This is a genomic window from Mesorhizobium sp. P2_H9 (assembly GCF_056403215.1).
In genome coordinates, this window is the sequence record NZ_JBFUFX010000009.1 from 286,705 (window position 1) to 302,604 (window position 15,900).

The 15,900-nt window shown below is 64.3% G+C and carries 4 protein-coding genes; 1 reads left to right on the plus strand and 3 read right to left on the minus strand.

From position 1 onward, the window contains the following. Positions 1 to 210: 210 nt before the first annotated feature. The 3 genes from AC1DXN_RS18625 to AC1DXN_RS18635 form a co-directional block, all read right to left on the minus strand. Positions 211 to 1,866: an ABC transporter substrate-binding protein gene (locus AC1DXN_RS18625; protein ID WP_477275089.1), complete on the minus strand. Its 1,656-nt coding sequence runs from the start codon at positions 1,864 to 1,866 to the stop codon at positions 211 to 213. Between the two features lie 264 nt (positions 1,867 to 2,130). Continuing rightward, a complete protein-coding gene (locus tag AC1DXN_RS18630) occupies positions 2,131 to 8,181 on the minus strand; it encodes a translocation/assembly module TamB domain-containing protein (protein WP_477275091.1) in 6,051 nt (2,016 codons plus the stop codon). Between the two features lie 3 nt (positions 8,182 to 8,184). Beyond that, positions 8,185 to 10,113, minus strand: coding sequence for an autotransporter assembly complex protein TamA (locus AC1DXN_RS18635; RefSeq protein ID WP_477275093.1), 1,929 nt, complete (start codon positions 10,111 to 10,113; stop codon positions 8,185 to 8,187). A 272-nt stretch (positions 10,114 to 10,385) separates the two neighbouring features. Here AC1DXN_RS18635 and AC1DXN_RS18640 point away from each other — a divergent pair, with 272 nt between their 5' ends. Continuing rightward, positions 10,386 to 15,869 carry an alpha-2-macroglobulin family protein gene (locus AC1DXN_RS18640; RefSeq protein ID WP_477275095.1) on the plus strand — a complete coding sequence of 1,828 codons (5,484 nt, stop codon included), beginning with the start codon at positions 10,386 to 10,388 and terminating at the stop codon, positions 15,867 to 15,869. Positions 15,870 to 15,900 lie beyond the last annotated feature (31 nt).

The following is a 15,900-nucleotide window of genomic DNA, read 5'->3' on the forward strand; positions in this document are numbered from 1 at the left end:
GGTCTGGTTGGGGTTGGAGCCTGCCGGAAAACCATCTCAGCCGCGATGGCAAAACTGGCTGTCAAACAGGCCCTCGGATGCAATCAACCCTGTTTTATTGCACGACTTCGCCGCAGGCGTCCGCAACTTTTTGCTGCGCCGACTTCCGGTTTGGATTCATGCAAGCAGTAAGGGGGAAGGGACGAACCGCCCCTTCCCCGATTGGTGCGATCACGCCTGGTCGAGCCAGATCTTGCCGTAGTCGCGCTCGAACGTCGGATGCATCTTGTAGTTCTTAACGGCGGCAACCGAGTGGCTGTAGAGCTTGCGCCAGTAAGGCTGGATGATGATGCCGGAATCCTGCAGGATCTGCTCGATGTCCTTCATCATCTCCTTGCGCTTGGCCGCGTCGGCGACCGAAAGCGCGGCGTTGAGCTTGGCGTCCCAGTCGGGGTTTGACCACGCACACTCGTTCCAGGCCTCTCCGGTGCGGTAGGCCAGCGCCAGAACCTGGACGCCGAGCGGGCGCATGTTCCAGTTGGTCATCGACAGCGGATATTTCAGCCAGTCGTTCCAGAACGTCGAGCCCGGCAGCACCGTGCGCTTCACCTTGATGCCGGCGTCGCGCAACTGCGCGGCGATGGCGTCGCCGGTGTTCTTGTGCCAGTCCTCGTCGACCGTGATCAGCTCGTGCTCGAAGTCGGCCTGGCCGGCCTCTGCCATCAGCGCCTTCGCCTTGGCCGGATCGCGAGCGACTTTCGGCAGCTCGAAATACTCCGGATGGATCTGGCAGACATGGTGGTTTTCGGCGACCGAACCGGCATTGCCGTAGCCCAGCTGGAGCACGACATTGTTGTCGACGCCGAGCTGCAGCGCCTTGCGCACCTTCTCATTGTCGTAAGGCTTGTTGTTGACGTTAGTGCGGCAGACGATGGTCGAGGCGGTGACGACTTCGGACTTGACCAGGCTCATGCCGTCGAGGATCGACACATAGTCGGCCGACGTCTCGAAATTGGTGTGGACTTCACCCGCTTCGAAGGCGCTGACCATGGCGGCCGGATCGGTGCCGTAGTCGATGAATTCGATGCCGTCGAGATAGACGTCGCCATCCCACCACTTGTTGTCGGCGCGGCGCTTGTAGACCACCTTCTGGCCAACGTCGTAGGAGACGAGCTCGAACGGGCCGGTGCCGATCGGACAGGCTTTGAAATCGCCGCCCTTTTCATCGAAGCTCTTGTGGACGACGAGAGCGACATAGTCGCAAATGCCGGGAATGATCGAGATATCGGGCTTGGTCAGCGACAGCTTGACGGTCATGTCGTCGACCTTGGTCACTGCGCCTTCACGCAGCTTGCCGGTCTTGTCGTCGAACAGCGTGCCAAGACGGCCGGGCATGGAATTGCCGTCGGCGGCCTTTTCGCCCCAGCGGTTGAAATTGTGCACCACGTCGTCGGCGGTGAACGCATCGCCATTGTGCCAGGTCACGCCCTTGCGCACATGCAGCACATATTCGGTGGCATCGTCATTCACATCCCAGCTCTCGAGCAGATAGGGGCGGAACGTGTATTCGGTGGTGTATTTGACCAGCGGCTCGAGCGCCTGGCGCTCGGCATTGGCGATTTCCGACCAGTCGGACTTGCGCGGATCCTTGGGATCCTTGACCCACTGGGCGACCTTCAGGATGCCGCCCTTCTTGGGAGCATCTTCGGCTCGCGCCTCGGTCGGCACTGCCAGGCCGAGCATTCCATAAGCCATCGCCGTCGACGCGCCGAAGACGCTCGCCAAAGCGAGAAACTCACGGCGATCCACTGTGCCTGCCTTGGCTTCTTCGGCCATGGCCAGGATGTGATCCGGAACCCGATCGCCATTACTCTTGTAGATTGTCATGACTAACTCCCATTGTTGGCTTTCTGCCTTTTACCATTCCGCATCCGGGCCGTGATGTCAAAGACGGCACGGATTGGGAACATGTTAGGGAATGTGCAACTTTGGAAGGAAGGCGGTTCGCGCGATAACGACAGTCTTGACGCAAATTTGCTACTGCCCGGTGGATTTCGTTCGAATCGCTGCGATCGATTAAACCGAGACATTCGGAAGGGTTGGGGAAGCGCCGTCCCTCGACGTCGCAAGCATCATGACGAGGTCAATGCCTCAATATTCGCGTTCGTAGAAAATACCGCCCTTGGCCTCGCCGGCGTCATTGGCTTCGCCGCGCAATTTGACGCCGCGTCCGACATTGAGATCGATCGTCGCCTTGCCCGAACCCGGCTTGTCGCCCTTCTGGATCGTCACATAGGTGCGGTCGTTCAGGTACTTGCCCGCCGAGACCGATGTGCCGCCCTTGTCGTCCGTGGTTACATCGAGATCGTCGACGCCGATCGCGCTGCGCAGGTTTTCGAGCAGCGAGGTCGAGCCGCCGATCCCGGCCAATTGCCCCGCGGCTTCGGCCAGCTGCGCAATCTGCAGCGGCGACAGGTTCGACATCGAGCGGCCAAAGATCAGCTGCGCCAGCACCTCGTCTTCCGGCAGCGCCGGAACCGACGAGAAGGTGAATTTCGGATTGGTCGCTTCGCCCGACACCAGAATGGTGACGGTGGCGCTGGTCGTCGTCGTGGTGGCCGTGAGGTTGAGGTAAGGCACCAGCGAGCCCGAGAAGCCGACCGTGCCTTCGGTGAAGGTCAGCCGCTTGCCGAGGATCGACAGCCGCCCGCGCTGCAAGGTGAAGGTGCCCACCGCTTGCGGCGACGATGCCGGACCGGTCAGCTTGAGCGAGCCGCCAAGCTCGGCGTCGACACCCCTGCCCTGGATGAAGATCTGGTTCGGCGCGTGGATGGTGACATCGAGGTTGAGGCCGCTACCACCGCCGCTGCTGGCAGCCGCCGGCCGCAGCGCCTTGTCCTGCGCACGCACGGAGCCCGGTGCGTTCTTGTGCTTGACGTCAAGCGCCGCCAGCGATCCCGGCAGCTTTTCGGGAACGGTGATCACGGTCTTGGCCAGATTGACGGTGCCGGAAATCACCGGCGCCGACGTCAGCGGCCCCTTGATGGTCAGGTCGCCGCTCAGATTGGCGGTGACCACCCTGCCGTCGGTGTAGCGGCCATCGACCAGCTTGATCGACAGGTCGGCCGGGAAACCTTGCGCCGGGTTGATGCCGACCGTGCCGCTGGCCGAAAGGCTGCCGCGTGTCGACAGCGTGCCGGTCAGCCGGTTGATCCTGGCAACGCCAGCGCCGATCGAGATATCAGCGGCAATGTTGTTGACGGCAAGGCCCGAGCGCGCATCGAGCAGACGCGCGCCGGATGTGTTGATGGTGCCGCCGATCACCGGCGAGGTCGCGGGGCCGCGCACCTGCACATTGAGATTGGCCGTACCGGTCAGCGACAGGCCTTGCGCCGCGAGTTTCTGGCTGAGGAAGCCGAACGGCACCTTCCCTGCGAAATCGAGCACCAAAGCGGGCGTGCCAGCGGTCGTCACCGTGCCGCCGCCCTTGAGGCCAAGCCCGGCCCCGTCGCCGATATTGGCATTGAAAGTCAACTTCTTGCCGGCAAAATTGCCCGAGGAGGAAATGCTTAGTCCACCGAGGCCGGCCCCGCGGGTCTGCGACGTCTGCACTCCAGTGGCGTCGATGTTGAAGGCGATTGCCGGATTGGCCGCAGCACCCGTCACCTTTACCGTGCCAGAGATCGAACCGGCAGCATCGAGGCCGGGCGAGAAACTGTTGGCGAGCGAGGCCGGCACCCGCGCCAGCGTGGCGTTGAGGTCGAGCGCCTGGCCGACCTTGCCCGTCACCGTCGCCGTGCCGCCGCCAAGGTTGAGCACGAGTCTGTCCAGTGTCGTCGTGCCGTTGGCGATGGTGATGCTCGAGGCCTGGGCGATCGCCGCCTTGATCCCCTGAACTGTCGCCTGGCCGGAGGCAAGTTCGATGGTCGTCGTGCCGTTGGCCACCTTCACTCGGCCCGCAGCCTTGGCCGGAATGCCCTTGACGGTGGCGCCGCCGGAAAAGCCCGTCCAGTCGCCATCGCGTGTAAGATCGACATCGATGCCACTGATGACGGTGGTGCCGGAGGTGACGCTGTCGGCACGGACCTTTCCGGAGATCACCGGCGCAGCCAGATAGTTGGCGATCAGCGCGTCGATCGATACGGTCTTGGCCGAGAGGTCGCCACGCGAGATCGTGGCGGTCGTCGCCTTGATGGCGACGTTCGGTCCGTTTGCGGTCTTCGAGAAGGCAATCGTGCCGCGCACATCGCCTTCTGCCTTTTCCAGAGCCAACGCCGCCAATGGGCCGATGTCGGGCAGGTCGAGCGCAACAGTGCCGACCGGCACGAACGCCTCGTCGAGCGCCAGGTCGCCGGAAATCCTGTTCTTGCCCAGCGACAACAGCAGCCCGTTGATGGCGCTCTTGCCGTCCGCTGTCGCCAGCACCGCGCTGCCTTGCAGGGCCTGTCCCGCGACATTGCCGGTCAGTTGTACATTGGCTGCCGGATTGGCGGCATCGGCCTTGCCGGTGGCGGTCAGCTTCAGCCCGGTGATCTCGCGCGCCGCCACCGAAAGCCGGTCGCCGGTCACCGTCAGCGACAGGTCGGGTGCGGTGCCGGCACCTTGGGCGTTCAGCGCGAAGGCGATGGCACCCTTGGCATCCTTCGACAGCAGCGAAATGTCGCTCAGCGCGCCCTTGATGTCGGCGGCGACCTTGCCGTCGGCAAGGCTGGCCTGGCCGACGGCCGTCAGCGCGCCCGACATCAGCGTGACCGGGTTCGCGGTGACATTGCCATGGGCATCGCGCTTCAGCGCGGCGCTCAGCTGCGTCCGCTCGGCCAGCACGCCGCGCGCCGCTGCCGGCAACGCCGCCGACAGGGCGTCAGCCTTGAGGTTGACGTCTATGGCGCCGTCGGCCAGCGAGACACGGCCATTGAAGGCGCTTTCCAGCGCCGCACCCTGCACCGAACCGCTGTCGATGGTGATGGCATCCGCCGCCAGGCTGCCGGCCACCTTGGCGGTGATCTTGCCGGCGATCAGCGGCGCAATGGTCGGGTTGTCCAGCCCGATCTTCTCCGCCGTCACCGTTCCGGAAATCGGCCCCGTGCGACTCTTCACGTCGAAGGCATCGGAATGCAGCGCTAGCGTGATGCCCTCGGACTTGGTGAAATTGGTCGCAACCGCGGGCAGGACAGCGGAAATATCCAGCCTCGGCTGCGCAGCTTGCCCGGCGACCTTCACCGACAACGCCTGCAGTTCGAGCTTGATCGGGCTTTCGGCGCTGCCAAGCGCCAGCGGCAGGCTCGGACCGGTCGAGGCAAGATCGAGGGCGAAATCGCTGGCGCCATTCGGATTGATGGTGCCGCTCGCCTTGCCGGAAATCTGGGCGCCGGAAAGCGTCGCATGATCGAGTGCCACCCCGCCGGCCGTGGTGAAACTGCCTGCTGCGTCGACAGAGAGCGGCCCAAGCCCCGCCTGGCGGGTCTGGCTGGTCTCGGCGCCGCTGAGCTGCGCGTCGAAGCGTATGTCGGGATTTGCCGGGGAGCCGGTGATCTGCGCCGTGCCGCCGAGAGTGCCGGTAGCGTCGAGGCCGCGCGAAAAATCATTGGCAAGCGCTGCCGGCAGTTGGGAGACGGTGGCTGCCAGATCGAGCGTCTGGCCGGCGGTGCCGGACAGCGTGACCGATCCGCCGCCGACATCGAGCGCCAGTTTCTCGATGCTGGTCACGCCTTTGGTGATGCTCAATGTCGATGGCTGCGCGATCGCGGCCTTGATGCCGCGAACGGTCGCCTCGCCGGAGGCAATCTCCACGCTGGTCGTACCGTCGGCAATCTTCACCCGGCCCGCGGCCGTGGCCGGGATACCGGCAATGGTGGCGCCGCCGGCAAAGCCGGTCCAGTCGCCGTCGCGCTTCAGGTCGACGCCAATGCCGCCGATGACAGTCGTTCCCGATGTCACGCTGCCGGCCTTGATCGTGCCGGAGATCGCCGGGCTCTTGAGATAGTTGGCAATCAGCGCATTGACAGTGATCAGCTTCGCCGCCAAATCGCCGCGCGAGATAGATCCACTCGCCGCATTGATGGTGACGTTGGGCGCTTCGCCGTCCTTGGCGAAGGCGATGGTGCCGTTGATGTCGCCGGCTGCCGTCTGCCCACAAAGCGCCGCCAACGGTGCAATATCGGGGGCAGCGAGCGTCAGCGTGCCCAGCGGCAGCAGGCTGTCGTCAAGCACGAGATCGCCCGACACCTTGTTGTCGCCAAGCGACAGGCTAAGCCCCTTTATCGACCGCTTGCCGTCGGCAGTGATCAGCGACGCCTTGATATCGAGCAACTGGTCGTTGGCGGAGCCGGTCAGCGACACATCGGCGGCGGGATTGGCGATATCGGCCTTCCCCGTTGCGGTCAGTTTGATGTCCTTCACCGTGCGGCCCGACGCCGTCAGGCTTTCGCTGTTGGCTGAGATCGAGAAATCCGGCGCCGTGCGTGGGCCGCTTGCCGTCAGCGCGAAATTGACGCCGCCGGCGACCGGAACGCCAACCATCGGCGACAGCACCGACACATCGCCGAGCGTGCCCTTGATGTCGGCCTGGATGTCGCTGCCTTGTGCGCTGGCGGTGCCGCTGGCGGTGAGCGATCCCGAGGTGAGCGAGATCGAATTGGCGGCGAAGGAACCTTGCGGATCGCGGGTCGCGGCCGCCGAGAACTTGACCCGTTCGCCGAGCAGCGAACTGATCTGCGGCGGCAGCGCCGTCGACACCGCATCGGCATTCATCTTGAGCTGCATCGAAAGGTCGGCCAGCGCCACATTGGCGGTCAGCGAGGCATTGAGCGCATCGCTGCGCAGCGTCCCCTCATCGAGCGAGATCTGGTCCTTGCTGACCGAACCCGCAAGATCGACCGTCAGCTTGCCGGTGATCAGCGGCGCCAGCGTCGCCACATCGGTCTTCAGGCCGGCCGCTGCCAGCTTCACGCTGACCGGCCCGCTGCGATTCTCGATGTCGAAGCCGTCGGAATGGATCTGCGCATCCAGATTGTTGAGCTGCGTGCCACCCGCCACCACCGAGACCAGCGAGACGCCGGCATCGATCATCGGCGCCTTGCCATCGCCGAAGGCACGCGCGGTCGCATTGTTGACCGCCACCACGATCGGCTGCGCCTTGCTGCCGACATTGATCACGATGGGCTTGGCCTTGGCGGCAAGCTCGACCGAAAGATCGCTGGCGCCTTTCGGATCGACCATACCGGCTGCAGTGCCGTGCACGGCGTCGCTGTCGATGTTGGCGCGCTCGATATCGACGCCGCCGGCCACGGTCGCGGTGCCGGCGAGGTCGAAGCTGGTCTTGCCGGCAAACAGCGGCTTGAGTTTCTCGGGCAGGAAACGATCGAATTCGCCGTCGCCCTTGGCCTCGACATGGTTGCCCTTGTCGGTGAGCTGGTGGCGGCCGGTGAGCTGGGTAACGATCTTGCCGTCGACGAGGAAGGTACCGACGCCGCTCCAGTTGGCCAGCGGCCCCGTGCCGGAGACCACGATATCGACCGGCGGCGCGTCCGGCAGGTTGAGCAGATTGGCGATGATGCCGCCGGCCGGCTCCGACGCCTTGAGGTCGAGGTCGAGCTTGTTGTCGGCCGGTGCGAAATGCACCTTGGCGTCGACATTGCCCTGCTTGCCGTCGCGGCGGGTGACGTTGAGGTTGGTCTCGATCGCCAGCGGCGACGCGTCGGCCTTCAGCGCACCCTTGGCAGTCAGTTCGGCGACGCCGGTGCCGGCAAGCGCCGGTCCGAGCGCGATTTCGGGAAGGTCTATCTGCTTGATGTCGAGCGACACCGGCAAGCTGGTGGTGCCGTTCTGGTCGGCCGGCTGCGTGCCGGCCACCGGCAGCCGTGCCAGTTCGATACGCTCGGCGGCGATGCGGTCGGCGTTGAAATTTTTCGACAGCAGCGCCAATGGCGACCAGTCGACCGCCACCTTGCGCGCCACCAGCCAGGCGCCCTGGCGGTCTTCCAGCACGACGTGATCGACGGTCAGCGCCCCGGACCAGATGCCGTCGATGCCGCTGACCGTGACCTTGCGATCGTCCGTCGACGCCAGACCTGAGATGATGCCGGCGAGGTTGTCGCGGCCGCGCTCGGTCTTGGTCAGCACGATGAGCGCACCGACTGCCGCCGCCACCACGATGAGCAGCGTGTAGAGGATAATGCGAAGGATGCGCTTGAACATCTTCATGGCTCAGAACGCCTGGCCAATGCCGGCATAGATGCCGAAATGCGGGTCGCCTGGGTCGCGGTTGAGCGGCACCGCGGCGTCGATGCGCAACGGCCCGAACGGCGTCAGATAGCGCAAGCCGACACCGGCGCCGACCTTGACGTCGGAAAAGTCAGGAAACACTTTTGTCGAGACGGTGCCGGCATCGACAAACGGCACGATGCCGATCGTGTCGGTGATGGCAATGCGCATCTCGACCGAAGTCTCGAAGAACGAAAGCCCGCCGATCGGCTGACCCGTGAAGTCCTTCGGGCCGATGCCCTGATAGGCGTAGCCCCGCACCGAGCCGCCGCCGCCCGAATAGAAGCGCCGGTCGGCCGGCACGTGTTCAAGGCTGGTGCCGACGATCGAGCCGACGGCGACGCGTTCAGCCAGCACGAACTTCGAAGCCGTATCCAGGGACTGATAGGCCGATCCCTCGCCCTTCAGCTTGACGAAGGCAGCACCGCTCAAGATGTCGTAGCTGGGCTCGGCATAGGCGAGCAGCCTGAAGCCTTTGGTCGGATTGAGCCTATTGTCCCTGTTGTCAAAGACATATTGCAGCGGAATGCTGGCGATCAGGTATTTGTGCTTGCCGAAGGCGTCGGTGATCCTCGAATAGTCGAGCGCGACCTCCGCTGAAACCGTTTGCCGCTTGTCGAGTTCGTAGGACAGGCCGGTGCTGCCCTTGAGCGAGAAATGGTCGTAGGCGTCGGGATGTTCGAACACGGTCTTGACGCTGGCCAGGAATTTCGATGCCGGCCCGATCACGCCCGGCTTTTCGAACATGATGCCGGCATTATAGTTGAGCTGGCTCAAATCATTGCTGCCGATACCGCTGATCTTGCCGTCGATGCGCAGCTTTTCGGCCCGGCCGAACAGATTGCGGTGCCCCCAATAGCCCTCGAGACCCAAGCCCTCGGTGTTGGAGACGGTGCCGCCAATGCCGAAATAGCGCGGCTTGCGCTCGCTGACCTGGACACCGATCGGGATGTTGCCGTCGGCGTCGAGGCTGTCGGCTTCCTTCAATGTCACGCTGTTGAACACTTCCAGCGCCAGCAGCCGGTCGCGGGCATCGTCGATCTCTTCAGGCGAATATTGGCGGCCGCGCTTCAGCCCGGTCATGTATTCGGTGAAATCGCGGTCGACCTTCTCGGTGCCCTCGACCGTGGTGTCGCCATAGCCGGCGACCGGCCCGGCGGCGACCGTCAACGTCACGTCGAGCGTCGCGGTGGCGTGGTCGGCGACGATCTGCCGGTCGGTGACCTTGGCCAGCGGCCTTCCTTCCTGCTTCAGCGCCCGCACGATCAGCGCCTCGGCCTTGAGCACCGCGCCCGAGCCCGCGTCGCCGCCGGCGATAAGGCCGAAATCGGCACTCATCAGCCCGGCCGCATCGCCCTCCAGCCTGATGTCGCCAAGCGTGAATTTGGGCCCCGCGGCAATGCTGATCACCACCGGGATCGGCTGCGGACCCGAAAACTCGGCATCGGGCGGCAAGTCGTCGAGCAGCTTGCCTTGAATGGTGATGGTGACGACGCCCTCGTAGCGGGCGTCGGCATAAAGCGCGGCGACCAGCTGCTCACGGTCGCTACGCGCCTTGGCCAGCAGCCCGAGCGAACCGGAAACCGGACGTTCTTCGTCGGCTTTCAGCGTCGAGGCGTTTTCGATCCTCTTGACGAGGTCCTTGTCGGCATCAGGCGCCTCAATGGTCACTGCGTAGCGCAGCGGGTCGACGATGTCGGTGTCTTCGTCGTTGGATGAGCCCCACAATTTGATGCCGAATATCTCGAAAGCGGCCGCATTGCCGCCTTCGGCAACCAACGCGGTCGAGCACGCAAACGCAAGAATCAGGGCGCGCGAAAGCCGGCGCCATCGCGCGGTACCCTCCGACATCTGCGTTTCATACGCCGGCATTATTGTTCTAACCTAGTCCCCAAAGCTAAAATTGGAATGAAGTTCTGAAGCGCTCGTAAAGGGGCCACAATCCAATTGTCTGAAATAGTCAGGGCTTGGAATTCACACCTTCTGCGTTTTCGCAAGAAAGCGTGATCCCTGTCCTATGGAGGTACTACCGGTCATCGGCCGGAAAGGAAACCGTTGGCAGGCGGAACCTGCCGCGTCCCCGTGTTGACAAGCCTGATTGAAGCTTGAACATGCCGGGACGTAAGCAGTGTCTGGAGGGTGTTATGGCAATGCGCGCGGCGGCTCGTGGTCTATCGATTCTGATTCTTCTGTTTTTCGCCTGGGGGACTGCCGCGCAAGCGGCCGAAGCACGGCGGGTGGTGACGACCGAAAACTCCGATTACTTCGGTTTCGATCTCAGATCCGACCAGAATGTCAGCCTCGACCAGTGCAAGACCACATGCCTCGGCGATCCCGCCTGCCGTGCCTTCACCTACAACAACAAGGCCAAATGGTGCTTCCTCAAATCCGACTATAATTCGCTGAAGCCCTTCAGTGGTGCCATCGCCGGCAAGGTCGTCAACATCGATGGCGATCCCGATATCGGCGCGCCGCCGGAGCTGACGTTCTTTCCGAGCTGGATGGCCGACCAGGCCCAGCAATACCGCAACAAGCTGACCGATCCGACCTACACCAAGCCCACCGAAGGGCTGACCGCGCTACGGGCGGCCGCCGAACAGGCAGCCCTGACCGGCGACCATCGCTCCGCCATGCAGAAGTACGAAGCCGCGGTTTCGGTGTTGCCTGATGACGGCCAGCTCTGGCTCGGGCTGGCGCGCGAAACGCTCGCCGTACAGCCGACCGCCAACAGCCAGGAAGCCTACAGTTTGCCGGCAAACGCCACCTCCGCCGGCCTCAACGCCTACAAACTGCTGCGCACCACCAAAACGCGGGCTGACGTGCTGGCGCTTATCGGTGCCGGCCTCGATCGCCGTGACCTCTACCGGCCGGCCCTGCAGGCCTATGAAGCCAGCCTCGCTCTGGTCAGTTCGCCGGCGGTCCAGGCCGACTATGCCGATCTGAAGGCGCGCAAAGGCTTCCGCGTCATCGACCATTCGGTCGACGCCGACACCAGTGCGCCGCGCATCTGCGCGCAGTTTTCCGAGGAATTGGTCAAGACCGGCGTCGACTATGCGCAGTTCGTCACCGTCGACAACGCGCCGCCCAAGGGTGTCGAGGCCAAGGACAAGCAGATCTGCGTCGAAGGGCTCGAGCACGGCCAGCACTATGAAGTGACCTTCCGCGCCGGCCTGCCGGCTGCAATTGGCGAAGTCACCGCCGCACCGGTGGTGCTGTCGATCTATGTGCAGGACCGTGCGCCTTCGGCCCGCTTCACCGGCGACAGCTTCGTGCTGCCCGCCGGCGCGCGCCGCGGCATCCCGGTCGTCACCGTCAACATGAACGCCGCCGAAATGAAGCTTTACCGCATCGGCGACCGCTCGCTGGCGCAGCTTCTGTCCGGCTATCAGTTCCTGAAACAGCTCGACGGCTACGACATTTCCAGCATCGCCGATCAGATGGGATCGCCCGTCTGGGAAGGTCAGCTCGACATCGTCAATGATCTGAACAAGGACGTCACCACGTCCTTCCCGGTCGACGAAGCCCTGCCGCAGCGCAAGCCCGGCGTCTATGTGCTGACCGCGCAGGCCGTCAACGACAACGGCGACGACTACAATTCGATCGCCACGCAATGGTTCGTCGTCTCCGACATCGGCCTGTCGACCTATACCGGCCAGGACGGGCTGAACGTCTTTGCCCGATCCTTGGCAACCGCCAAGCCGATCGCCGGCGCCGAACTGACGCTGCTGGCGAGAAACAACGAAATCCTCGGCACCGCCACCTCCGACGCCGAAGGACACGCTGTCTTCAATCCCGGCCTGACGCGCGGCGATGGCGGCATGGTGCCGGCCGTGCTGATGGCCAAGCAGGGCGACAACGACTTCGTGTTCCTCGACATGGGCCGCGCCGGCTTCGACCTGTCCGATCGTGGCGTCACCGGGCGCGCGGCGCCGGGCGCGCTCGACATCTACGCCTGGACCGAGCGCGGCATCTACCGCGCCGGCGAGGACGTTCATGTCGCCGCCCTTGCCCGCGACGGCGCCGCCAAGGCGGTCGAGAACCTGCCGCTGACCTTCATCTTTACCCGTCCCGACGGGGTTGAGAACCGCCGCATCGTCAGCGACGGCGCTTCGGCCGGCGGCCATGCCGTCGACCTGCCGCTGGAACTCAATGCCATGCGCGGCACCTGGACGGTGTCGATCTACACCGATCCCAAGCAGGCGGCTGTTGCCAGCCAGATGTTCCTGGTCGAGGATTTCGTGCCGGATCGCATCGAATTCGACATGACCTCCGACAAGCAGGAGATCGCGCAGGGCGAAACCGCCAACATCAACATTGACGGCCGCTTTCTCTATGGCGCGCCGGCTGCGGGCCTGGCGCTTGAAGGCGAGTTGACGCTGTCGACAGCGCGCGACTGGGACCGTTTCAAGGACTACTCGTTCGGCCTCGCCGACGAGCAGTCGGCGGAGCCGACCGTCACCCCGTTCACCGATCTGCCGGTGGTTGGCGATGACGGCAAGGCGACCTTCCCGGTCTCCGTCGAGCAACTGCCGGCGACCACCAAGCTCGTCGATGCCAAGGTGACGGTGCGCATGCGCGAGACCGGCGGCCGCGCCATCGAGCGCTCGCTGAACATCGGCATCCGCCCGCAAGGCCACATGATCGGTATCCGTCCGGATTTCGAAGACAATGAAGTGCCGCAAGGCGGCACGGCAAAATTCAGCCTGATCGCCGTCGATCCCGACGGCAAGCGCGAGGCGCTGAAAGGCGCGCAGTGGTCGCTGGTCAAGGTCGAACGCAACTACCAGTGGTACCGCTCCAACAACTCCTGGAACTATGAGCCGGTCACCTTCACCAAATCGATCGCCAATGGCCAGATCGATCTCAGCGCCGATGCCGAGGCCACCGTCTCGGTACCGGTCGACTGGGGCCAGTACCGGCTCGAGATCGAGACGGCCGATCCTGAGGGGCCGACGACCAGCTATGAATTCGATGCCGGCTGGTATGTCTCCTCGACCACCACCGAAACGCCGGACGGGCTCGAGATCGCTCTCGACAAGGACAGCTATGCCGCGGGCGAAGTGGCCAAGCTCAAGGTGTCGCCGCATTTTGCCGGCGAACTTCTGCTGACCATCGGTGCCGACAAATTGTTGAAGACCGTCACCGCCAGCGTTCCCGCAGGCGGCAGCACCGTCGATATCCCGGTCGGTGACGACTGGGGCGGCGGCGCCTATATCACCGCAACCCTTTTCCGGCCCGGCGACGCGCAGGAAACGCGCATGCCGGCCCGCGCCATCGGCGTGAAATGGCTGAAGGTCGATCCGGGCTCGAAGAAGCTCGCGGTCACCTTGACGCCGCCGGACAAGACCATGCCGCGCCAGCAGCTGTCGATCCCGGTTTCGGTCGCCGGCGTGCAGCCGGGCACCAATGCCTATGTCACGGTTGCTGCCGTCGATGTCGGCATCCTGAACCTCACCAACTACAAGGCGCCGGATCCGGAGGATTGGTTCTTCGGCCAGCGCATGCTCGGCCTCGAAATTCGCGACATCTATGGCCGCCTCATCGATGGTTCGCTGGGCGCCACCGGCAAATTGCGCACCGGCGGCGACGGGGCGGCCATGCAGACACAAGGCAGTCCGCCGACTGAAAAGCTGGTTGCCTTCTTCTCCGGCGTGGTGCAGCTCGACGCCGACGGCAAGGCACGGGTCGACTTCGACATTCCGCAGTTCAACGGCACCGTGCGCGTCATGGCCGTCGCCTGGACCAAGGAAGCGGTCGGCCATGCCCAGGCCGATGTGATCGTCCGCGATCCCATAGTGATCACCGCCGGCCTGCCGCGCTTCCTGGCGCCCGGCGATTCCGCCGTCATGCGGCTCGACGTCGCCGACACCGATGGTCCGGCTGGCGACTATGCACTGTCCATCGACACCACCGGCGACCTCTCGACCGGCGACAACCCGCTGCCGGCAAAGCTGACGCTGGCCAAGGGCAAGCGGCAGACGCTGACGGTGCCGTTAGTTGCCAAGACCGCGGGCAATGCCTCGATCACCATCAAGCTCGCCCATGCCGACGGCACTACCGTCGAGCAGACGCTCTATGTGCCGGTGCGCCCGTCGCAACTGCCGGTCACCACCCGCCTGGTGGTCGACCTCAAGGGCAATGGCGGCGCATTGCGCGTCGACAAGGAGCTGCTGGCGGCAAGCCTGCTCGACGGCGCGTCCGTCAGCGTCGGCGTTTCGCAGGCGGCTGCCTTCGACGTACCGTCGCTGTTGATGACGCTCGACCGCTACCCGTATGGTTGCGCCGAGCAGACGACCAGCCGTGCCATGCCGCTTCTCTACGTCAACGAGTTGGCCTCGAGCATAGGCATGGCCAGCGACCCCGACCTGCACGATCGCATCCAGACGGCCATCTACAAGGTGCTGAGCTATCAGGCTTCGGCCGGCAGCTTCGGCCTATGGGGTCCGGGCTCCGGCGATCTGTGGCTCGACGCCTATGTCAGCGACTTCCTGACCCGGGCGCGCGAGCAGAAATACGACGTGCCTACCCTGGCGATGAGCCAGGCGCTGAGCAATCTGCAGAACTCGGTCGGTTACGACCAGGACGTCCAGGATCGCGGCAGCGAGATCGCCTACGCGCTCTACGTGCTGGCCCGCAACAAGAAGGCTTCGGTCGGCGACCTGCGCTATTATGCCGATACCCAACTCGAAGCCTTTACCAGCCCGATGGCTGTCGCCCAGCTGGCGGCGAGCCTGGCGCTTTACGGCGATACGCAGCGCGCCGAAGCGACCTTCCAGACCGCCCTGCAACTGGCCAAGGCCGCCACCGAATACGACTACTACCGGTCGGACTATGGTTCGCCGCTGCGCGACGGCGCGGCAATCCTGGCGCTTGCCGCTGAATCCAAGCCGGTGCCGAAGATCGTGCCGGAGCTGATCAAGCTGGTGGCAAGACAACGCGCCGAGGCGCGCTGGACCAGCACGCAGGACGAATCCTGGATGCTGCTGGCGGCCCGCGCGCTGAGATCAGGCAATGATTCGATCACGCTGACCGTCAATGGCGCGGCGCATGCCGGCGGCTATTCGAACCAGGTCACCGGCAGCGACCTGGTCGACAGCCCGCTGACTATCACCAATACTGGCTCGACGCCGTTGCAGGCGGTCGTCACCACGGTGGCGTCGCCGCTCCAGCCCTTGCCGGCCAGCGGCGACGGCTTCACCATCGAGCGCACCTATTACAAGCTCGACGGCACCGAGGCCAACGTCACCGAAGTGACCCAGAACGAACGCTATGTAGTCGTGCTCAAGATCTACGAGCAAAACAGGTGGCCATCGCGGCTTTTGATCACCGACCTGTTGCCGGCCGGCTTCGAGATCGACAATCCCGGCCTGGTCTCCAGCGCACAGCTGACCAACTTCTCCTGGCTGGCGCAGACCGACGCTGCCCATCTCGAATTCCGCGACGACCGTTTCGTTGCAGCCTTCAATCCGAACGACGGCGACGGCGACCGCAACATCACGCTGGCCTATGTCGTGCGCGCAGTGACGCCGGGCGTCTATGCCCACCCGGCGGCGACGATCGAAGACATGTACCGGCCGCAATATTCGGCCCGCACCGCCACCGGCATGATGGAGGTCAAGGCGCCGTAACGATGAAAAGGTCGCCAGCATCGCGGAAAGC